17 protein-coding genes and 1 pseudogene are annotated in these 20,750 nt (G+C 61.0%); 5 read left to right on the top strand and 13 right to left on the bottom strand.

Annotation, left to right across the window (positions count from 1 at the left end; all coding sequences use genetic code 11):
- Positions 1 to 225 precede the first annotated feature (225 nt).
- The 12 genes and pseudogenes from AB4N53_RS05125 to AB4N53_RS05070 form a co-directional block, all read right to left on the bottom strand.
- Positions 226 to 504: a DUF971 domain-containing protein gene (locus AB4N53_RS05125; RefSeq protein WP_460118737.1), complete on the bottom strand. Its 279-nt coding sequence runs from the start codon at positions 502 to 504 to the stop codon at positions 226 to 228.
- Positions 501 to 1,463 (bottom strand): HEAT repeat domain-containing protein, encoded by a 963-nt coding sequence (locus tag AB4N53_RS05120; RefSeq protein WP_460118735.1) that lies wholly within the window; start codon positions 1,461 to 1,463, stop codon positions 501 to 503. Before AB4N53_RS05120 ends, AB4N53_RS05125 begins: the two co-directional genes overlap by 4 nt.
- Positions 1,460 to 2,308 carry an ABC transporter ATP-binding protein gene (locus tag AB4N53_RS05115; RefSeq protein WP_460118733.1) on the bottom strand — a complete coding sequence of 283 codons (849 nt, stop codon included), beginning with the start codon at positions 2,306 to 2,308 and terminating at the stop codon, positions 1,460 to 1,462. Before AB4N53_RS05115 ends, AB4N53_RS05120 begins: the two co-directional genes overlap by 4 nt.
- A complete protein-coding gene (locus AB4N53_RS05110) occupies positions 2,308 to 3,090 on the bottom strand; it encodes an ABC transporter permease (protein WP_460118731.1) in 783 nt (260 codons plus the stop codon). The genes AB4N53_RS05115 and AB4N53_RS05110 overlap by 1 nt, the downstream gene beginning before the upstream one ends.
- Before the next feature lie 133 nt (positions 3,091 to 3,223).
- The gene (locus AB4N53_RS05105; protein WP_460118729.1) at positions 3,224 to 4,648 is read right to left on the bottom strand and encodes an ABC transporter substrate-binding protein; all 1,425 of its coding nucleotides are present in this window, start codon (positions 4,646 to 4,648) and stop codon (positions 3,224 to 3,226) included.
- 226 nt (positions 4,649 to 4,874) lie between these two features.
- Positions 4,875 to 5,120 (bottom strand): 4Fe-4S dicluster domain-containing protein, encoded by a 246-nt coding sequence (locus tag AB4N53_RS05100; RefSeq protein WP_042559450.1) that lies wholly within the window; start codon positions 5,118 to 5,120, stop codon positions 4,875 to 4,877.
- 27 nt (positions 5,121 to 5,147) lie between these two features.
- Positions 5,148 to 6,878, bottom strand: a complete 1,731-nt coding sequence (locus AB4N53_RS05095) for a fumarate reductase/succinate dehydrogenase flavoprotein subunit (protein ID WP_460118726.1) — start codon at positions 6,876 to 6,878, stop codon at positions 5,148 to 5,150.
- Positions 6,875 to 7,627 carry a GntR family transcriptional regulator gene (locus AB4N53_RS05090; protein ID WP_460118724.1) on the bottom strand — a complete coding sequence of 251 codons (753 nt, stop codon included), beginning with the start codon at positions 7,625 to 7,627 and terminating at the stop codon, positions 6,875 to 6,877. The genes AB4N53_RS05095 and AB4N53_RS05090 overlap by 4 nt, the downstream gene beginning before the upstream one ends.
- Positions 7,628 to 7,841: 214 nt before the next feature.
- Positions 7,842 to 8,807, bottom strand: a complete 966-nt coding sequence (locus tag AB4N53_RS05085; RefSeq protein WP_460118722.1) for a Gfo/Idh/MocA family protein — start codon at positions 8,805 to 8,807, stop codon at positions 7,842 to 7,844.
- A 9-nt stretch (positions 8,808 to 8,816) separates the two neighbouring features.
- Positions 8,817 to 9,703 (bottom strand): annotated as a pseudogene (locus tag AB4N53_RS05080) (Dyp-type peroxidase).
- 74 nt (positions 9,704 to 9,777) lie between these two features.
- A complete protein-coding gene (locus AB4N53_RS05075; protein ID WP_460118720.1) occupies positions 9,778 to 10,515 on the bottom strand; it encodes a DUF72 domain-containing protein in 738 nt (245 codons plus the stop codon).
- 10 nt (positions 10,516 to 10,525) lie between these two features.
- Positions 10,526 to 12,313 carry a thiamine pyrophosphate-requiring protein gene (locus tag AB4N53_RS05070; protein WP_460118718.1) on the bottom strand — a complete coding sequence of 596 codons (1,788 nt, stop codon included), beginning with the start codon at positions 12,311 to 12,313 and terminating at the stop codon, positions 10,526 to 10,528.
- A 179-nt stretch (positions 12,314 to 12,492) separates the two neighbouring features.
- Here AB4N53_RS05070 and AB4N53_RS05065 point away from each other — a divergent pair, with 179 nt between their 5' ends.
- From AB4N53_RS05065 to AB4N53_RS05050, 4 genes are all read left to right on the top strand, one after another.
- Entirely contained in the window at positions 12,493 to 12,996 is a 504-nt protein-coding gene (locus tag AB4N53_RS05065) for a cupin (RefSeq protein ID WP_460118716.1), read from the top strand.
- Positions 12,997 to 13,235: 239 nt separating this feature from the next.
- Positions 13,236 to 14,075, top strand: coding sequence for a glutathione-dependent disulfide-bond oxidoreductase (yghU, locus tag AB4N53_RS05060; RefSeq protein WP_460118714.1), 840 nt, complete (start codon positions 13,236 to 13,238; stop codon positions 14,073 to 14,075).
- Positions 14,076 to 14,359: 284 nt separating this feature from the next.
- Complete coding sequence (locus tag AB4N53_RS05055) at positions 14,360 to 16,528, top strand: TonB-dependent siderophore receptor (RefSeq protein ID WP_460118712.1); 2,169 nt, start codon at positions 14,360 to 14,362, stop codon at positions 16,526 to 16,528.
- A 126-nt stretch (positions 16,529 to 16,654) separates the two neighbouring features.
- Positions 16,655 to 17,848, top strand: a complete 1,194-nt coding sequence (locus AB4N53_RS05050) for a GAF domain-containing sensor histidine kinase (RefSeq protein ID WP_460118710.1) — start codon at positions 16,655 to 16,657, stop codon at positions 17,846 to 17,848.
- An 8-nt stretch (positions 17,849 to 17,856) separates the two neighbouring features.
- On the opposite strand, the gene AB4N53_RS05045 is transcribed toward AB4N53_RS05050, so the two are convergent.
- On the bottom strand, positions 17,857 to 18,789 hold the full coding sequence (locus tag AB4N53_RS05045; protein ID WP_460118708.1) for a helix-turn-helix transcriptional regulator: 933 nt from the start codon (positions 18,787 to 18,789) through the stop codon (positions 17,857 to 17,859).
- 552 nt (positions 18,790 to 19,341) lie between these two features.
- Here AB4N53_RS05045 and AB4N53_RS05040 point away from each other — a divergent pair.
- A complete protein-coding gene (locus tag AB4N53_RS05040; protein ID WP_056785134.1) occupies positions 19,342 to 20,691 on the top strand; it encodes an MFS transporter in 1,350 nt (449 codons plus the stop codon).
- Positions 20,692 to 20,750: the final 59 nt, after the last annotated feature.

Genomic DNA, 20,750 nt, shown 5'->3' with positions numbered 1-20,750 from the left:
ACAAATCGACAATCTTCAGCGCAACCAAAATCCTTGTGGGAGCGAGCCTGCTCGCGAAGGCCTCGGCACATTCAGCATCATCATCGCCTGACAGCCCGCTTTCGCGAGCAAGCCCGCTCCCACAATGATCCGGGGCAAAGCCGCCATCTTCAGCGCAAGCCCGCTCCCACATTGACAGGGGACAAATCGACAATCTTCATCGCTCCCACAGGGGGCCAGGAAAAGTCAGGAACCCAGTTGCGCCAGATACGCCCACGGGTAAATCCCGCGTTGATGCCCGTCGCTGAACACCAGTTGCACGCCATAACCCTGCGGGGTGACCTCGATCAGGCGCACGCGATCATCAACCAGCGGCGTGACGCCGCGCAGGCGAAACGCGCTGCATTGCGAGCACGGGCATTGCCGGCGCAGATCGGCATGCGTGAGCAGCGATTCACGCCCGTCCGGCCAGCTCAGGCGCAACGTGCGTGCACTCTGCGAGTTGCCTACCGCCAGCGGATTCATTGCAACTGACTCAACGCGATGCGCACGGCTTTACGCACTTCCGGATCGCCGTCGTCCTGCGCCGCCTGCAACGCGGCCATGGCGCCGCGATCGTTCAATTCACCGAGGGCCAGCGCAGCTTCCTTGCGCAGGTTGCTGATGCGATGGCCGAGGGTGTCGATCAACGCGTCGAGCGCCGGGACGAAACGCAAACGGCCGAGGCTGCGAGTAGCGCGCAGGCGCACTTGCCAATAATCATCGCTCAGCGCATCGACCAAGGCCGGGCCGGCGTCGCTGTGGCCAACCTTGCCCAGCGTGGTCGCAGCTTCTTCGCGCACTTGCCAGGCAGGGTCGTGCAAAGCCTGGCGCAACGCCGGCAGCACTTCGGCATCGCTGGCCAGACCGAGCGCACCGGTGGCGGCGCGGCGCACTTCGGTGTCCGGGTCGTCGCTGGCCAGGCGCGCCAGGGCTGGCAGCGCGTCGAGCTGTTTGAGCCAGCCGAGCACGCCCACCGCTTCGCGACGCACATTGGCATCGGCATCCTCCAACGCGGCGACGGCAGCCGGCGCGGCCTCGGCGAAGCGCAATTCGCGTAACGCCCGAAAGGCGGCGATGCGCACACTGATATCGGCATGTGTGGTCCACGGCAGAATGACCCGCCCCGCCGCCGCAGTCTTGAGCAGGCTCAGACTTTGCGCAGCCGCCGATTGCACCCCGGGCGCCGGGTCCGTCAGCGCTTCGCACAAGGCTTGCACGACCGCTTCGTCCTCCCACGCTTCGAGCAATCGTGCGGCCTCAGCGCGAACGTCCTCGGCGGGATCCTGCCGGAGTCGATCAACCAGCCAGAGCAAACCATCCGGCTCCTCCAGATCGGCCAGATCGATCAGGGCAATGCGCCGCACGCCGGCGTCTTCAGCCGTCAGGCGCGGTTGCAGGGCGAGTATCTCTTCGTTGTCGGTCACAGCAAAAATAGAGGTCATAGGGCAAATCGCGGCAAAGGGTTTTCAGGAGGCAGGCCGAGCGGATTGAGGCGCGGCAGCGGTCGGTCGTTGTCGTGGCGCAGCAGGTCGAGGCAATGGCGTTTCAGGCGCGCGAATTCCGGGCTGGTCACCAGTCCACTGGTACGCGGACGAAGGAAGTCCAGACGCAAGTCTTCGATGATCCGCCCCGGTCGCGCGCTCATCACCAGCAAGCGATCGGCGAGAAACAATGCCTCATCGATGTCGTGGGTGACGAAAACCACCGTGGTGCGGATGCGCGTCCAGATGTCCAGCAGCAGTTCCTGCATGTTCAAGCGGGTCAACGCATCCAGCGCGCCGAACGGCTCGTCCATCAGCAACAGGCGCGGGCGATTGACCAGCACCCGGGCGATCTCGACCCGTTGCTGCATGCCCCCGGAGAGTTGATCCGGCCAACGTTCGGCAAAGCCTTCGAGGCCGACCAGTTTGAGGATTTCATCAGCGGCGCGATGCCGCTCAGCCTTGCCGACGCCGCGCATCTTCAGGCCGAAGGCGACGTTGTCGCGCACCGTGCGCCACGGAAACAGCGTGTGATGCTGGAATACCATGCCGCGCTGTGGTGATGGGCCGGCCACCTCGGTGCTGTCGACTTTCAGGCTGCCGGATTTCGCGCTCAAGTGGCCGGCCAGGGCGCCGAGCAAGGTCGACTTGCCACAACCGGACGGGCCGAGAATGCACACGAACTGGCCGGGTTCGATCTGACAATCGAGGCCCTGCACCGCTTCGAAAGCCTCGCGGCCCTGGCCGAGGACGATGGACAACTGGCGAATGTCGATCCGCCCTTCCGGGGTTTGCATGACGCTCATCAGGCTTTGCCTCGCGGTCGATGCCAAGGCGTGAACAAGCCGCCCAGGCGTTTGATCAGCCAACTGCTGCCCATGCCCAACACGCCGATCAGGAGCATGCCGACGACAATGTCGGCGTAGTTCTGAATGGTGTAGGACTCCCAGGTGTAGTAACCGATACCGAACTGCCCGGAGATCATTTCCGCCGTCACCAGACAGAACCACGAAGTGCCCATGCCGATCGCCAGACCGGTAATGATGCTCGGCGCAGCGCCCGGCAGAATCACTTCCAGCAGAATCGCCCGACGCCCTGCCCCGAGGCTCTTCGCCGAGGCAATCAGGCGCGGATCAACGCCTTCGACGCCGTGCACGGTATTGAGCAGGATCGGGAACAGCGCGCCGGTGAAAGTGATGAAAACCATCGACAACTCCGAGGACGGAAACATCAGGATCGCCAGCGGAATCCACGCGACGGCGGGGATCGGGCGCAGGACTTCCAGTGGCGGCAACAGCAAATCCTCAGCCCATTTCGACCGGCCGATGGCCAGGCCCAGGGCGATGCCGATGATCAACGCCGCCAGATAGCCGGCGAAGACGCGGCCCAGGCTGCTGCTCAGGTGCTGCCAGAGTTTGCCGGAGTCGCCCAGCCCCAGCGCGGCTTCGATCACCGCCAGTGGCGTCGGCACGTTGGCGAAGGTGACCAGGCCGAGGTTCCAGTGGTGGCTGGCGGCGAGTTGCCAGAAGAGCAGGCAGAGCAACAGCGAGCTCGTCCTCGGAATCCAGCGCAAACAGGATCGATACACGAATATTCCTCTCAACCAGATCCCTGTAGGAGCTGCCGAAGGCTGCGATCTTTCGATCTTGATCTTAAAAAACAAAGTCAAAAGATCGCAGCCTTCGGCAGCTCCTACAGGGGGAATGCAGTGTTTTTTGGGGTTAGCGCGCAGCAACGACCTGCGCAGTGGCATCGCTGAAATCGAACACTTTGCCACCCTGCGTCGCAGCGTATTGTTGGGCCTGGCCCTTGAGCAGAAATGCGCTGAGGCGACCCTTGGCATCGCTGGCAAACCACGCCTGCTCAGCGAGCAACTTGATCCCACTGTCACTGGCCTGCGCATACACCGCCCGAACGTTCTTGCCCTCCTGCTTCAACCCCGCCAACGCGGTGAACGCCGCTTCAGCCGAGCCGTAACGGCGGACTTTTTCCTCGCCACGCACCCAGATTTCCGCGACATGGCTGACATCGGTGATGGCTTTGCCCGTCGCCGCATCCACACCCGGCAACGGCGTCTGCGCGTAGTTGGCCAGTTGCGCGCTGTAATCGAGGTTCGAAGCCTTGAAGGCGGCGCGGATGTACTGGTCGTCGATGAAGCTGTTCAGGTCGAGGCCGCGATCGGCTTTCTTCAGCAGCTTCAAGGTATCGATGGCGGTGCCGACGGCCTGGCGGTATTCAGGTTTCCAGCTCAGGTCGCGGGTCTGCACGCCCAACGGGCCGTGGAACAGGTAGTTGACCTCAGCATCGACGCCGGTGACTTTGGCGATCAGTTCGCTGTACTTCTCCGGTTCGGCCGCGAGCAGTTGGTTGGCTTCGATGCTGGCACGCAGGTAGGCGACGACGATTTCCGGATACTTCCTGGCGTAGGCCTGATCCACCAGTGCGCCATGGAAGGTCGGTGCGTTGGCCTGGGCGCCGTCGTAGATCTTGCGGGCGAAGCCACGGCTCGGGAACAGCTCGGCGAAGGGCACAAAATCGGCGTGGGCGTCGATTTTTCCGGCCTGCAACGCCGAGCCGGCGACTTCCGGTGGCTGGGCGATGATATTGACATCCTTGAGCGGGTCCCAGCCCTGCTCTGCCACGGCGCGCAACAACATGCCGTGGGCGGTGGAGGCGAACGGCACCGAGATGGTCTTGCCCTTGAGCTCACTCAAGCTCTGCACGGCCGAGGCGCTCGGCACGACGATGCCGTTACCGCTGCCCTTGATGCTGCCCGACAACACGCTGATGAACAGGCTGTGCTTGCCCGCCGTTTCGAATGCCACACCGTTGAACGCACCGGGGAAATCGGCCATGGCACCGAAGTCGAGTTTGCCGGCGACCATCTCGTTGGTCAGCGGCGCGCCACTGGTGAAGTTCTTCCACTGCACGTCGTACTTCGCGTCTTTGTAGACGCCGTCGTGGGGCAGGTATTTTTCCAGCAGACCGAGTTCACGGATCAACAGGCCGCCGGCGGCGCAGTTGATGGTGGTGTCCTGTGTGCCGATGGCGATGCGGATGGTTTCGGCCGAGGCCGACAAGCTGAATGAAGCCAGTACCAGACCGGCGAGTGCTGCACGCAACATGAGTGTTTCCCCTCGAATCATTTGTTAGAAGTTCGTCTCCGCCGCGATCAGGGCGCGGTGGGAAACGAGGGGTTTTCGGTGAATCCAGCGTCCGGGTTTTCCGGGTAGCTAATGGCTTGCCACACCATTGAATGTGGGAAACCTTTGTGGGAGGGGGCTTGCTCCCGAATGCGTTTTTTCAGTCAAGGGTGATGCCAGCAATGCCGGCCTCTTCGGGAGCAAGCCCCCTCCCACCTTCGACCGGGTTTCAACGCAGGAGATAAGGGATGTCGACCTTCACCGCGCCCGTCGGGCAATCCTTCTCGCACGGCATGCAGTACCAGCATTCATCGAACGCCATGTAGGCCTTTTGCGTGGCCGGGTTGATCGCCAGCAGGTCCATCGGGCAGACGTCGACACACACGGTGCAACCCTTGTCGGCGATGCATTTGTCCTCGTCGACGGTGACCGGCGCGTTGGACCGGAAGAAAATTTCCTGAGCTTGATAAGCCATGGTTCGGACTCTCTGAAAAATGATGTCTCAAGCGGCGAAGGCACCGACCCGCAGGCGGTCATAGGCCTGCATTTCTTCGGCATCGAGCGGGATGATGTAAGGCTCGACGGCTTTCTTGAAACTGGTCATCTTGCCGTCCTCGCCCTTCTTCAGATGGCAATGGCAGAACCACTCGGTGTCGTTGCGTTGCGGATGATCGACACGGTAGTGGTACAGGCCCCAGCGGCTTTCAGCGCGGAACAACGAGGCGCGGGCGGCCATTTCGGCGCAGTCGCGGATCACGCTGGTTTCCATCGCACGCATCAATTCGTGAGCGTTGTTGGCCTTCATCTGTTCAAGATCGCGCTCGATGTCGCTGAAGCGTTGCAGGCCGATCTGCATTTTTTTGGTCACTTTCGGCGGTTGCAGGTAATCGTTGACGAAGCGCCGCAGCTTGTACTCAACCTGCGCCGGCGGCAGACCGTCTGCGCGATCGAGCGGCGCATAGACCCGGGCTTTCTCCTTGGCGATCTGCTCGCTGTCCAGTGCCGAAAACTCGCGACCGGCGACAAAGTCCGCCGCGTTGTGCCCGGCGAACCAGCCATAAGTGAACGCGCCAAGCATGTAATTGTGCGGCACCGCAGCCATGTCGCCGGCCGAATACAAGCCTTTCACTGAAGTCTCGGCACGCTCGTTGACCCACACGCCGGACGCCGAGTGGCCGCTGCAAAAGCCGATTTCCGAAATGTGCATTTCAACCATCTGCGTGCGGTAGTCGGTGCCACGGTTGGCGTGGAACTGGCCACGGCTCGGGCGCTCGTTGCTGTGCAGGATTTCCTCGATGTTCTGGATGGTTTCCTCGGCCAGGTGATCGAGTTTGAGGAACACCGGACCGTTGCCGCTCTCCAGTTCCTGATGGAACTCCCACATCATCTGTCCGCTCCAGTAGTCGCACTCGATGAAGCGTTCGCCCTTGTTATTGGCGGTGTAGCCCCCCAGCGGGCCGGTGACGTAGGCGCAGGCCGGGCCGTTGTAATCCTTGATCAACGGATTGATCTGGAAGCACTCGAGATTGGCCAGCTCAGCGCCGGCGTGATACGCCATCGCGTAGCCGTCACCCGCATTGGTCGGGTTTTCGTAGGTGCCCATCAGGTAGCCCGACGACGGCAGACCCAGGCGTCCGGCCGCGCCGCAGGCGAGAATCACCGCTTTGGCCTTGATCACATGGAAGTCGGCGGTGCGGCAATCGAAGCCCATCACACCGTTGACCGCGCCCTCCTCGTCAGTCAGCAAACGCGTGCAGACCAGGCGATTGGTAATGCTCACCCGCGCACGTTTCAACTGCCGATACAGAACTTTCTTGATGTCGTGCCCTTCCGGCATTGGCAGTACATAGGCGCCCATGTGGTGGACCTTTTTCACCGCGTAGTCACCGGTTTCGTCTTTCTCGAATTTCACGCCCCAGCGGTCGAGTTGTTCGATGGTTTCAAAACTGTGCGTCGCATAGGCATACACCGCAGCCTGATTGACGATGCCGTCGTTGGCGATGGTGATTTCCTTGGTGTATTGCTCCGGCGTCGAGTGGCCGGGGATGATCGCGTTGTTCAGGCCGTCCATGCCCATGCTGATCGCGCCGCTGCGTTTGACGTTGGCCTTGTCGACCAGCAATACGCGCAAATCGCGGTTCTTCTCTTTGGCCTTGATCGCCGCCATCGGCCCGGCCGTACCGCCGCCAATCACGACGATGTCGTATTCCTGTTCTAGAACGTTGCGGGTCATGCCTGCTCCCCTTTTTGCCGGTCGATCCGCAGGCGGTACTGGAACGCATCGCCACGGTAATAAAGGTGTTCGAAGTCCAGCGGCTGGCCTTGCGCATCGTGGGTCAGACGCTCGATGCGCATGATCGGCGATCCGGCTTCGACGTTGAGCGCCTGGGTCAGATCGCTGTCGGCCAGTACCGCGTCGATGGCCAGATCGGCGTGGCCGAGGGCGATGCCGCAATCGTTTTCCAGAATCAGAAAGATGTCGCGAGTGACCAGATCGGCCTTCTCTAGCCGTTCGCCGACCGCTTTGGGCAGGTAGGTGATTTCCAGCGAGATCGGCTCGCGATTGATCAGCCGTACGCGTTTGATCTGCGCGACGATCTCGCCTTCAACCACCTGCAGGCGCTCGGCCACACGCTTGTCGGCCGGAATGAATCTGAAACTGCGCAGGCGGTTGATCACCTCATAGCCGCGCCCGGTCATCGACTCGGCAAGGCCTTGCAGGCTGCTGACGTTCTGAAAGGTTTTCGGCTTGGCGACGAAGGTGCCCTTGCCGTGGATCTTGAAGATCAGCCCTTCCTTTTGCAGATCGCCCAGCGCCTGGCGCACGGTGATGCGGCTGACTTTGAACAGCGCACCCAGCTCGCTTTCGGAAGGCATCTGGCTGTCTTGCGGGTATTCACCGTCGAGAATCCGCGCACGCAGGACATCACGCAGTTGGGTGTGCAGCGGAACGCTACTGAGGGAGAGAACGTTATCGGTCATCGCGGGATCACTTGTTATAACGAGTTATGACGTGATCTTAGAGACGTTATGACGAGGTTGAGAAATATTGTTTGGGCATAACCTTAGATGCGCGTTGCGCCGGAAGACCTGTGGGAGCGAGCCTGCTCGCGAAAGCATTCTGTCAGTCAATACCTCCGTGACTGACACACCGCTTTCGCGAGCAGGCTCGCTCCCACAGGGGATTGTGAGCTATTCAGCGTCTGAGGATCCGGTCCATGACCCAGTCGGTCTTGACGGCTTGCTCGGCCACGGCAGGATGGTCGGATTCACCCCGAATATGCGCATTCATCGCCAGCACGTGATGCCACTGGATATGCTCGTGATGGGCAATCTCCAGGCTGAGTTGCTCATCGGCATCCAACTGCACCGGATGCTCGTCAAACACGGAAAAACCGATGCGCCCTTTGCTGCCGATGATCTCGACGCGATCCTCACGGCGGTCCGCAACAAAGTTCCAGCAGCCCATGCCCAGCGCCCCGGAGGCGAACCGCCAAGTGGCGCTGACCGCATCTTCCGCCGCGTACAAACCCGCCTGATGCGAAGTGAAACCAGCGACTTCGACGATGTCGCCAAGCAGATACTGAAACAGGTCCAAACCATGGCTGGCCAGATCGGCAAAGTAGCCGCCGCCCGCCACCGCCGGATCAGTGCGCCAATTATCGCGCCCTTCGAGATCCACGAGTGACGGCGCTTTGGTCAGCGTCCAGCTCAGGTGGCGGACGTCACCTATGCGCCCCTGCTCCAGCCATTGCCGAACCTGGGCAAAACGCGGCAGCGAGCGGCGGTAATACGAAACGAACAAGTGCAGACCGGCTGCGGCAAACGCTTGCTGCATCGCGCGGCTTTGTCCGGCGTTGAGCGCCATGGGCTTTTCCACGCAGCAATGCTTGCCGGCGGCGGCGACTTTCAGGCTGTAGGCGTGGTGGCTGTCGGGTGGCGTGGCGATGTACACCGCGTCCACTTCGGGATCGTTGATCAGTGCATCGACATCGGTGTAGACGCGGCTGATACCGTGACGCGAAGCGTAATCGGTGACGGCTTCGAGGCGTCGCCCCATCACCGCGACCAGCGCCGAACCCGGGGCCTTGTAGAAAGCCGGCCCGCTCTTGCGTTCAGCGACGCTGCCGCAACCGATCATGCCCCAGCGCACCACATTCATATTCAGTCCTCAGCCGATGCGCAACGCGCGCAAATCAAGGCGTCCGTCCTTGAGTGGCGGACACCAGTAGTAACCGCCGGTGATCGGTCGGCTGATCTGGTACAGGCCATCGGCGATACCGTCCTCCAGGCCGCTCATGCGCCGCAGCTGTGCTTCGAAGGCATCGAGGGAGAAACCGAAAGCGAGGAACATCAAACCGGCACGATCGCCTTCGATCCACGGCATCGAGCGGCGCACGACGAACGCTTCCGGCGCGAAGCTCTCCTGCGCGGTGCGTTTGACGTGGGCGGAGATTGGCGCGTCGTCGATTTCTTCGTTATCGCTCAAGCGCCGTCCCATGATGTCGTCCTTGGCGCCGGCAGACAGGCGATGAAAACCCTTGAGGTCGTGCTGCCATTGCTGGATCGCGGCGAAGCTGCCACCGACCAGCCCGTCAGCGCCTGAGCTCAGCAGCGCGGCGGCGACAGCGGCGTCATCGTGGGGGTTTTCCGTGCCGTCCTCGTAACCGGTTAGGTCGTGGCCGTCCATGTGGCGGAAGGCTTCCTGCATCTCGACCAGACGCAAGGCCGGGGCCAGCGCGGCTTCGATAGCGTTGCAACGATTCAGCAGCTCACCCCGGTCGACACCGTGCAACCAGATCCACAGGGCGTGCTGGGTCGACGGGTTGTTCACGCCGACGCCAGTCAGCGCCGGGAAGCTGCGCAGGCCGGCGACTTCGACATTCAGCGCCTTGGTCAACGACTCACCAAAACCGAGCACCGCCGACTTGCCATCCACCAGCATCAGCAGGCTGTCGATCGCTTGCGGCAAGGCTTCAACCGACGCCAGGGCGAAAAACAGATGACGTGCTTGCGCAGGAACAGGGTGGCGAGAATGCCCGGCTGGTAGTAACTCATGTGAACTCCTTGAAAAAGTGCGCGGAGTTTACCTGTAGCCGGATCGTTTGTGTGGGTGGCGAGAGCGTCGTCGTTCAGCCTTCAACGCCTTCGATCAACGCCTTCAAAGCCAGCGCATCGGCTGTGGCGGCACCGCTGGCGGTGTTATCGAAGATGCACCAGATGTCTTCGCCGTCGGCCCTGGCGCGCCGCAGGTTCTGAGCAAGCTGTTGCAGATAGGCCGCTTCATAAGCGCTGTGATAAATCCGTGGCGAGCCGTGTAGGCGCCAATACTGCAGACCTTGCCAGCCACCCGGCGCGGTGTCGGTGCTGATCCGCGAGGGATCGACCACCGCTTGCGCAATCTGCAGATCCACCAGCATTGCCTCAGCCTCAACCCACGATTGGTGTCGTGGCTCCAGCACCACACTGCCTTTGAACCGCTCGCGCAGGGCACGAAAAAACGCCTCGGCGACCGGCGCCTCAAAGGCCAGTTTCGGTGGCAGTTGCACCAGCAGGCAGCCCAGTCGATCACCCAAGCCTTGGCACTGTCCGAGAAACTCATCAAGGGCAGCTGCGCTGTCCGCCAGCCGTTGCTCATGAGTGATGAGCTTCGGCACTTTGACTGCGAAGCGAAAGTCCGGCGCCACCGTGTCGGCCCAGCGCTCGTAGGTCTGGCGCCGATGCGGACGGTAGAACGAGCTGTTGATCTCCACACAGTTGAAGCGCGCGGCGTAGCGTTGCAGGTGCGAGCCATCGGCGGGGAATGCCGGCCAGTGCTCGCGAGCGAGACTCCAGCCGGCGCAACCGATGTAGATCGATGGCGCGTTCAAGCGCACACCTTCACTTCTTCCCGGGCAACACGGCGCCCAGCACCTGCTTGGCAGTCTGCACGATCACCCCGGCTTCGTCCGGATCGCCTTTGAGCAGGGTCGTGGCGAATTTCTTCGCTTGCTCAAGCTTGATGTGCGGCGGAAGCGGCGGCACGTTGGGGTCGGTCTTGAACTCGATCAGCACCGGTACTTCCGAGGCAAGCGCCTGTTCCCAGGCCGCCGCCACCTCTTCTTCACGATCAACGAAGATTCCCTTCAGGCCAATGGAAATCGCGAACAGGTGATACGGCACGTCGGGAATGCTTTGCGACGCCTCGAACTTCGGATCCCCCTCCATCACCCGCTGCTCCCAAGTGACCTGATTGAGGTCTTCGTTGTTGAATACCGCGCAGATCCATTTCGGGCTCTGCCATTGGCGCCAGTATTTGGCGACGGTGATCAGCTCGGCCATGTTGTTCATCTGCATCGCGCCGTCGCCGACCAGGGCGATGACCGGACGCTCGGGAAAGGCGAATTTCGCTGCGATCGCATAGGGCACCGCCGCGCCCATCGAAGCCAGGCCACCGGACAACGAGCACTTCATGCCGCGACGGATTTTCAGGTCACGGGCGAACCAGTTGGCGCAGGAGCCGGAATCGCTGGTGATAATCGCCTGCTCGGGCAAACGCGGTGACAACTCATAGACCACCCGTTGCGGGTTGACCGGATCGGCTTTGGCCATCGCGCGTCTTTCCAGGGTTTTCTCCCAAGTGCTGCGCCAGCCTTCGATCTTCTTGCGCCATTTATTCGAGGTTTTCTGTTCCAGCAGCGGCAGCAACGCGGCGAGAGTTTCTGCTGAATCGCCGACCAGATTGACCTCCATCGGATAACGCAGGCTGAGCATGTCCGGCTGCAAGTCGATTTGCACCCCGCGCGCCTGGCCTTCCTTGGGCAGAAACTCGGAATACGGGAAGCCCGAACCGATCATCAACAAGGTGTCGCACTCGCTCATCAGCTTATAGCTGGGCTCGGTGCCGAGCAGGCCGATGCTGCCGGTCACCCACTGCAAATCGTCGGGCAATGCGGCTTTGCCCAGCAGCGCTTTGGCGACACCGGCGCCGAGTTTTTCCGCCACGGCGATGACTTGATCAGTCGCCTCCAGCGCGCCTGCGCCGACCAGAATCGCGATTTTCTCGCCGCTGTTGAGGACCTCGGCGGCGCGTTGCAGATCGCTTTCATAAGGCACGACTTTCGGCTTGCTGTAACCGACGCCGGAATGCGCGGTGCCATGGGCGCGCGCCGGTTGCTCGTAGGGCAGATCCTGCAAATCGTTGGGCAGAATCAGTGCGGTGACGCGGCGCTCGCCTACCGCAGTACGCACCGCACGATCAAGCAGATGACGCACCTGCGACGGCGCCGAGGCCTGCTGCACAAACGCACCGGCGACGTCCTTGAACATCGATACCAGATCAAGCTCCTGCTGGTAGTGGCTGCCCAGCGCCGTGCGTGCCTGCTGACCGACAATGGCGAGCACTGGCATATGGTCCATGCGCGCGTCGTAGAGGCCGGTGATCAAGTGCGAAGCGCCGGGGCCGGAGGTGGCGATGCACACGCCCAGCTCGCCGGTGAACTTGGCGTGGGCCGAAGCCATGAATGCAGCCATTTCCTCGTGCCGTGCCTGAACGAATTCGATCTTGCCTTTGGCCCGACTCATGGCACCGAACACGCCGTTGATGCCATCGCCCGGATAGCCAAAAATCCGCGTCACGCCCCATTCGCTGAGCCGTTCAACCAGAAAATCCCCTACTGTCATCGTCATCTCGTTCCTCGCCATTGGCCGGTGCATGGACATGTAAGGGTCTGGACAGCCCGTTGCGCAGTGAAGTTTCGCTGGATTGTCCGGGCATCAACTTCGGCGCCGTGTTTGCGCGGCAATGATTTTTGAGGCGTGCGCCCTGCTCTGTGGTCGATTGAGAAATGATCTAAGGAGGATGGGCCATGACTGAAGTGCAAACCCTGCTGCTCGAACGCCATGACTGGGTACCGAACAATCCGCGTTTGCCGGTGCTGATCTATCGCGGCGCGGTGGCCATCGAGGGCGACGACCCGGCGGCGCGCTTCGAGCAGACGTTCGGCGCCAATGGCTGGCCGGCGCAGTGGCGCTACGGGATTTACGACTATCACCACTACCACACCGAAGGCCATGAAGTGCTTGGCGTGGCGGCGGGTCAAGCGCGGTTGATGTTGGGCGGGCCTGACGGGCAAATTGTCGACGTCAGTGCCGGCGATGTGTTGCTGCTGCCGGCCGGGACCGGGCACTGCAATCTGGGATCGAGCAAGGATTTTCTCGTGGTGGGTGCTTATCCGCCGGGGCAGCAGGCGGATATTTGCCGCGCCGCGCCGAGTGATGCGCAGTTGGCGCGGATCGTGGGGCTGGCGTTTCCTGAGACAGATCCGGTGCAGGGAGTCGGGGGTGCTGTTGGGCAATATTGGAGCCGTTAGGCGCGGCGACCCTGGCGACGCTGGCGACGCTTTCGCGAGCAGGCTCGCTCCCACACTGAATTCGGGTGAACCCTGTCTCTCTGTCCAATACATACCCCTGTGGGAGCGAGCCTGCTCGCGAAGACGGCGGATCGGTTTGCATCATTCGATATGAATAACCGCACTCACCGCTGGCACCCGGCGGAATTTTTCCCTACGGTGTCCATCTGTTCTCTCCCAGCATCGACGAGGTCCGTTTCATGAGCAATGCGTCTTACGTTCCGCCCAAGGTCTGGAAACACGAAGCCCCGTCCGGCGGCCACTTCGCCAGCATCAACCGCCCGGTTGCCGGGCCGACTCATGACAAAGAGCTGCCGGTCGGCAAGCATCCGTTGCAGCTGTATTCGCTGGCCACGCCCAATGGCGTCAAGGTCACGATCATGCTCGAAGAGTTGCTCGCGCTCGGGCACAGCGAGGCCGAATACGACGCCTGGCTGATCCGCATTGGCGAGGGCGATCAGTTCTCCAGCGGCTTTGTCGAGGTCAATCCGAACTCGAAAATCCCGGCGCTGCTGGATCGCAGTGTCGAGCCGCCGATCCGGGTGTTCGAGTCCGGCTCGATCCTGCTCTATCTCGCGGAAAAGTTTGATGCCTTGCTGCCCAAGGATCCGGCCGGTCGCACCGAAACCCTCAACTGGCTGTTCTGGCAAATGGGCTCGGCGCCGTATCTGGGTGGTGGCTTCGGGCACTTCTACGCGTATGCGCCGGATAAACTCGAATACCCGATCAACCGCTTCACCATGGAAGCCAAACGGCAACTGGATGTGCTCAACCGCCGTCTCGCCGACAACACCTATCTGGCGGGCGACGAGTACACCATCGCTGATATCGCCGTGTGGCCCTGGTACGGGCAACTGGTGCGCAACAATGTTTACTCGGCGGCGGAGTTTCTCGCGGCGCATGAGTACACCCACGTGCAGCGCTGGGCCGAAGAAATCGCCAAGCGGCCGGCGGTCATGCGTGGGCAACGGGTGAACCGCACCTGGGGTGATGAAGACAGTCAGGTGCCGGAGCGGCATTCGGCAGAAGATCTGAATTGAACCAGACGCGGTCTGTCTGACCGACCACCGGGCAAAAATGTGGGAGCGGGCTTGCTCGCGAATGCGGTGGATCATTCAACCAACGTGTTGTCTGACCCAACCCTTTCGCGAGCAAGCCCGCTCCCACATTTGCTTGCGGAGGCCATCAAATCCAATTGTGAAAAAATCATTAACTAACTGACCCGTACGGGTTTATTCCCTCGGAAACTTCCTACATACTAATGCGAATAATTCTTACATGCACTCGCATCAGTTTCGTTTGGGTAATCTGGGGAAGCAGATAGATGTCGTTTCACACGATCCACCGCCGTTCGAACCTTTCACCTAACCTCCTCGCAATCGCCATCGGCATGGCCAGCATCGCACCTGTGCTGGCGGAGGAAGCTGCCTCGACTGCGCCCGCCAATGGCCCGCTGGAACTGCAAGCGACCGAAATCGGCGCCACGCAGATGAGCAGCACCACCGAAGACTCGCAGTCCTACACCACCGGCCCGATGCAGACCGCGACCAAGCTGTCGCTGACCATGCGCGAAACGCCGCAGGCGGTGACAGTGATCACTCGCCAGCGCATGGACGATCAGAACATGACCAGCGTCAACGATGTGGTGCGCGGCACGCCGGGGTTGTTCCTCAGCGAGGCCAGCGGCCCGGGCCGGCAGACTTACAAGGCGCGCGGTTTCGACATCGATAACATCATGTACGACGGCCTGCCCAGCTCGTATTCGCCATTCACTTTGGCAGTGCAACCGAACCTGGCGATGTTCGACCGAGTGGAAATCGTCCGTGGCGCAACCGGCCTGGTCACCGGTGCCGGCAATCCGTCGGCGGCGATCAACATGGTCCGCAAGCGTCCGACCGCCGATCAGCGCGTAACCCTCACCGGTGCCGCCGGCAGTTGGGATGACTACCGTGGCGAAGTCGATGCCTCCAGTCCCCTGAACGAAAGCGGCACCCTGCGTGGCCGGGTGGTGACTTCTTATCAGGGCGCGGACAGTTTCCGCGACAAGGAAGAAAATGATCACGGCCTGTTTTATGCCATCGGTGAAGCGGACCTGAGCGACAGCACCACCGCGACCCTCGGCTTCTCGCGGCAAAACGATCAGACCAACTATTTCTGGGGCGGCCTGCCGATCGGCGAAAACGGCCACCACCTCGACCTGCCCCGCTCCACCTACCCGGGCACCGATTGGGAAAACCGCAAGCTGCAAGTCGACACCGTGTTCGGTGAAGTCGAACACCGTTTCGACAACGACTGGAAACTGCACCTCGGCGGCTCGACGTCGACACTCGAGGGCGAATTTTCCGGCACGTACCTGTCGCGCTACAACGGCCCGCTGGAAACCACCGCCTACCAGTCGCATCACACCGACAAGCAACGCGCCTTTGACGGTTTCGCCAGCGGCCCGTTCGAAGCCTTCGGCCGCACCCACGAATTGGTGGTCGGCGCGAGCAATCGCGTGTACGACGCCACCACCAGGGAATACTCGCCCTACGACACCGGCCTGCCGATCGCCGCGCCCAAGCCTGACTTCGTCCGTAGCGGCAAGTCGCGCAACGTCACCACCCAGGATGCGGTTTACCTGACCACGCGCTTGAGCCTGGCCGACCCGCTGACGCTGATCCTCGGCAGCCGCCTGGACTGGTACGACTACGACGATCGCAGTGCCGACGGCGACTTCAAGGTCACGCGCAACCTGACCCGTTACGCTGGCCTGATCTACAAACTCGACGACCATCACTCGGTCTACGCCAGCTACACCGACATCTTCACCCCGCAAACCCAGAAGGACCTCGGCGGCAAAGTGCTGGAGCCGATCGTTGGTGAAAACTATGAAGTCGGCATCAAGGGCGAGTATTTCGACGGAGCGCTGAACGGCAGCCTCGCGGTGTTCCAGATGGACCAGACCAACCGCGCCACCCAGGCAGCGACGCAGCTCGGCTGCCCGGAACTGACCTGCTACGAAACCTCCGGCAAAGTCCGCGCTCAAGGCGTTGACATGGAACTGCAGGGTGCACTGACCGAGCAATGGCAAGTCGGCGCCGGCTACACCTACACCCGAGCCCACTACATCAAGGACGAAAACCCGGCCAACAATAATCAGAAGTTCGACACCGATATGCCGGAGCACCTGTTCAAGGTCTCCACCGTCTACCGCTTCAAAGGCCCGCTGGAAAAACTGCGCGTGGGCGGCAACATCTACTGGCAGAGCCGCATGTACAACGACATCGCTCTGGCCAATGGCAGCAGCTACCGCCTGCAACAGGGTGGCTATGCGACCACCGACTTGATGGCCGGTTACGAGGTCAACAAGCACCTCGACCTGCAGGTCAACGCCAACAACATCTTCGATCGCAAGTACTACTCCTCCATCGGCACCGACGTGACCTGGGGCTCGACCGACAACTACGGCACCCCGCGCAGCTACATGATGACCGCGAAGTACAAGTTCTGAGTCGATAGCGTTCAGCCTGTAACACCAAGGGCGCCGGGACTTTCCCGGCGGCCTTTTTTGCATGTTCATTAGGCATGGCCGGGAATTACCGATAGTCTCTGGCGACACTATCGCGAAGCACCGGCCATGTCCCAGACAGATTTCACTTCCGACCTCGAAGCCATTGGCAGCATTGACGCTGTGCCAGTGATCCTGAGCATGGTCAAGCACATCACCGGCATGCGCTTCGCAGCGGTTGCACGGGTTACCGAGAGCAAATGGATTGCCTGCGCCGTTGATGACTCGATCGACTTCGGATTATTACCCGGCGGCGAGCTGGTGCTCGAATCGACCATCTGTCATGAAATCCGTCAGCATCATCAGCCGGTGATCTTCGGCCATGCCAGCCAACATCCGGTGTTCTCCACGCATCACACGCCGAAAACCTACGGCCTGGAAAGCTACATTTCCATTCCGATCATCAAGGCCGATGGCGAGTTTTTCGGCACACTCTGCGCCATTGATTCGGTCCCGGCGAACCTAGATGATCCGGCCGTCGAGAAAACCCTCACCCTGTTCGCCCAATTGATTGCGATGAGCCTGGATACCCAAGGCCATTTGCACGCGACCAAAACCGCGTTGGCCGATGCCAATGAATTGGGCCGTCTGCGCGAGCAATTCATAGCCGTACTGGGCCATGACTTGCGCACGCCGCTCAGCGCCATTCGCATGAGCGCCGACCTTTTACAAAGCAAAGCCGAGGACAAGCGTTCGCGCACGCTACTGTCGGCGATCCGTACCAGCTCAGTGCGCATGGGCGTGCTGATCGAAAACATCCTCGACTTTGCCCGCGGCCGGCTCGGCAGTGGCATCCCGGTGCAGCGCAAACTGGTCGATGATTTACAGCAAACGCTGCGCCAGACCCTCGAAGAAATCCAGGTGGCGTACCCGCAGGCGAGGTTTGTTGCCGCGCTTGAGGTGCCGGCCGGCGTCTATTGCGACCCGCTGCGCATCAGTCAGTTGTTGTCGAATCTGCTGGGCAACGCGGTCACCCACGGTTCCATCGCCGAACCGATCGTGCTCAAGGCCTGTGCCGAGGGCGACGAAATCGTTATCTCGCTGACCAACCAGGGCACGCCGATCCCGCCTGCGCTGATGCCGCTGCTGTTCGAACCGTTCTCGCGTTCCGAAGCAGGCCAGCGTCATGAAGGGTTGGGATTGGGCCTGTACATCGCCGGGCAGATTGCCAATGCGCACAACGGCACCTTGAGCGTGACGTCCGACCGTGAAGCGGGCACCTGCTTCGTGGCGCGCTTCCCTGCGCGCTTCAAGTGGGTCTGAGCGCCGTTCTAAGTATTCAGGGGAGTCTGCGGCGTGTCCGGGTTGAGCTGGCGGCGACGGAACTGGCCCGGCGGCTGGCCATGAATCTGGCGAAATCGCCGGGAGAAATAAGCCTCATCGGCGAACCCGCACAACCGCGCCACTTCGCCCACCGAGCGCGTGCTGTTGAGGAGGAAATTGCGCGCCGCGTGCATGCGCCGTTCCAGCACCAGCTCGGTGAAGGTCTTGCCGATTTCCTTGCGCAGCCAGTGCGTCAGGTAAGTCGGTGACAGATAGGTCGCAGCAGCGACTTTGATCAGGTTGAGATCAGGATCGGCGATGTTCTTCCGCAAGTACTCGAACATTCGGCTCAAGGCGTCGCGACGGCTGTTCTCGGCAGCATTCTCTTCCGCCAGGCGCTTGAGCGGCTCGGCATAGAGAAAACACACGCTGCCGATCATCTGCAGCAAGAGCCCCTTGAGCATTTCCCGCGTGCCGAACTGACGGTTCTCATCAAGTGCGCGCATCTGCTCGATCAAACCGCAGACTTGAGCGAAATCCTCATCGTCCAAAATGAAATCCAGGTGTTCCTGAAAGCGGAACGGCGACAGTTCAGGCGCGAGCAGGATCGACACTTCTTCCAGATCCATCGGGTCGCACTGTAGATGCGGCAAGAGAAACGTCTGGGAAAAATTGATGACGATGAAATTGCTGTCCTCGGGATGCGGAATCACATGTACCCGATGCGGCAGGATGAACGCCAGGGTGTTGCGCGGAAATGGCCGCTGCACGCTGCCGATGTGCTGCACGGTGTCGCCACCGAGGTTGATCTGGATCTGGAAGTACTCATGCCGGTGAGGAGCGGTTTCGGCGCGTCGGCCCTTTTTGTCGCGAATGTAGAAATCGGTCAATTCGCTGCGTTGCTGCATGACGTAGGTCGGAATACGGCTGGGTGAAGACATGGGTAGGAGGTCCTCCGGGCAGTGAGGTGGCGCTTGTCATCTTGCAGGGTTGAGCGGTGGTCGGCAATGAGTCATACGATGACGACGGCGTTTGCAGTTGTTTTCTGATGATGGGTGCCGAAAGCGCGTGTCCAAAAGCACAAATAGCTAATTCTCAAAGCAAAGGTATTTAATTCAATAGATTAGGTGATCTTTCTAATTCCAATTATTAAAACTTAACGTATTTATCTTTTTGGACACTCTCGCCAAATCCGCTTTTTTCAAGAAAAAACGTTCTAACCCGCCGGTTGATTTAGAAACGTTGTACGACCACTGTAATGATCAACGCAGCCCAACCTCTTTCAAAAACAATCAAAGGTGCGCACGTCATGATCCTGCTATTTCCCCTCGCCGCCCCGCCCGACCTCCCCTTGAAGTCAATTGCACAAAGACGTTCCTGAACGTCTGAAACCCGCGCTGCAACCCGTTCGATTGCCTTGCCCCACACGTTGCGGGCAACGGCATCGGCTGCTCGAAAAATCTCGACTCTTCTAACAATAACGAGGTCTCCGCATGTCCAACTCCCATTCCTCCAGTGCCACTGTGCCGCCGGTGATAGCCGGCGCACGCGATGCCGTTTCGGCGCAGCGTCTGCCTACCCGGCGGCGCTGGTTCATGCTGTCGTTGCTGCTGATCGCGACGATCATCAATTACATCGACCGGGTGAACATCTCGATCGCCGCGCCGTTCATGGCCAAGGATCTGGGTCTGGACAAGATCGAGATGGGTCTGATTTTCTCCGCCTTCGCCTGGACCTATGCGCTGGCGCTGGTGCCGGCGGGGTTTATCGCTGACCGGTTTGGCTCGCGCTTCACCTACGGCGTATCGCTGATCAGCTGGTCGACCGTCACCGTTTGCCAGGGTTTCGCCACGGGTTTTGCCTCGCTGTTCGGCCTGCGGCTGGCAGTCGGCGCCATGGAAGCTCCGGCTTTCCCGGCCAACAGCCGCGCCGTGACGGTGTGGTTCCCGGCGCGGGAACGCGGGATGGCCAGCAGCATTTACGTGTGCGGTCAGTACCTCGGCACGGCGCTGTTCACCGGCGCGCTGCTGTGGCTGGCGACCACTTTTGACTGGCGCCACGTGTTCTACAGCACCGGCGCACTCGGCATCGTCTTCGGTGTGCTGTGGCTGTACCTGTATCGCGATCCGCTGAACTGCAAAAAAGTCAGCCAGGAAGAATTGAAGTACATCGAAACCGGCGGCGGTCTGGTCAAGAGCAGCCAGGAGCGCACCCGTTTCAACTGGCGGCAGATTGCCGAGCTGTTCAGCTATCGGCAGATCTGGGCGATCTGCATCGGCAAGTTCGCCAGCACCTCTGCGCTGTACTTTTTCCTCACCTGGTTCCCGACCTACCTGATCGAAGAACGCAAACTGACCATGATCAAGGCCGGGATCTTCGCCGTGCTGCCCTTCGTCGGTGCCACCGTGGGGATTCTGCTGGCCGGCATCGTTTCCGACCTGCTGATCCGTCGCGGCTACTCGATGTCGTTTGCGCGCAAGCTGCCGCTGGTGGTCGGTTCGATGCTGGGCATGTCGATCGTGCTGGTGAACTTCACCGACTCCAACCTGATCTGCATCGCCGTGTTGACCATCGCCTTCTTCGCCCAAGGCATCGCATCTTCGTCGTGGGCGGCCGTCTCGGAAGTGGCGCCGAAAGAGCTGATCGGCCTCACTGGTGGCATTACCAGCCTCGCCGCGAACATCGGCGGCATCGTCACGCCGATCGTGATCGGCGCCATCGTTCACGCCACCGGCACCTTCGCCTATGCCTTCTGGTTCATTGGCGGCGTGGCGCTGATCGGCACGCTCTCCTACTCGTTGCTGCTCGGGCGCCTGTATCGCATCGAACTGAAGGTGCGCTGAGCTCAAAAAACCGGATTTGTCCAAACGCAGGCGGCTTTCGTCCAACTTCGCCGACGCCA

The sequence above is a fragment of the Pseudomonas sp. H3_E04 genome (assembly GCF_054668915.1).
This window is presented reverse-complemented; position numbering and strand designations above follow the sequence as displayed.

Coding starts and splice junctions, on each gene's coding strand:
- AB4N53_RS05095 (WP_460118726.1), bottom strand. CDS start 6,878: ATGACCCGCAACGTTCTAGAACAGGAATACGACATCGTCGTGATTGGC.
- AB4N53_RS05040 (WP_056785134.1), top strand. CDS start 19,342: ATGTCCAACTCCCATTCCTCCAGTGCCACTGTGCCGCCGGTGATAGCC.
- AB4N53_RS05055 (WP_460118712.1), top strand. CDS start 14,360: ATGTCGTTTCACACGATCCACCGCCGTTCGAACCTTTCACCTAACCTC.
- AB4N53_RS05090 (WP_460118724.1), bottom strand. CDS start 7,627: ATGACCGATAACGTTCTCTCCCTCAGTAGCGTTCCGCTGCACACCCAA.
- AB4N53_RS05045 (WP_460118708.1), bottom strand. CDS start 18,789: ATGTCTTCACCCAGCCGTATTCCGACCTACGTCATGCAGCAACGCAGC.
- AB4N53_RS05105 (WP_460118729.1), bottom strand. CDS start 4,648: ATGATTCGAGGGGAAACACTCATGTTGCGTGCAGCACTCGCCGGTCTG.
- AB4N53_RS05050 (WP_460118710.1), top strand. CDS start 16,655: ATGTCCCAGACAGATTTCACTTCCGACCTCGAAGCCATTGGCAGCATT.
- AB4N53_RS05125 (WP_460118737.1), bottom strand. CDS start 504: ATGAATCCGCTGGCGGTAGGCAACTCGCAGAGTGCACGCACGTTGCGC.
- AB4N53_RS05085 (WP_460118722.1), bottom strand. CDS start 8,807: ATGAATGTGGTGCGCTGGGGCATGATCGGTTGCGGCAGCGTCGCTGAA.
- yghU (WP_460118714.1), top strand. CDS start 13,236: ATGAGCAATGCGTCTTACGTTCCGCCCAAGGTCTGGAAACACGAAGCC.
- AB4N53_RS05070 (WP_460118718.1), bottom strand. CDS start 12,313: ATGACGATGACAGTAGGGGATTTTCTGGTTGAACGGCTCAGCGAATGG.
- AB4N53_RS05065 (WP_460118716.1), top strand. CDS start 12,493: ATGACTGAAGTGCAAACCCTGCTGCTCGAACGCCATGACTGGGTACCG.
- AB4N53_RS05120 (WP_460118735.1), bottom strand. CDS start 1,463: ATGACCTCTATTTTTGCTGTGACCGACAACGAAGAGATACTCGCCCTG.
- AB4N53_RS05115 (WP_460118733.1), bottom strand. CDS start 2,308: ATGAGCGTCATGCAAACCCCGGAAGGGCGGATCGACATTCGCCAGTTG.
- AB4N53_RS05100 (WP_042559450.1), bottom strand. CDS start 5,120: ATGGCTTATCAAGCTCAGGAAATTTTCTTCCGGTCCAACGCGCCGGTC.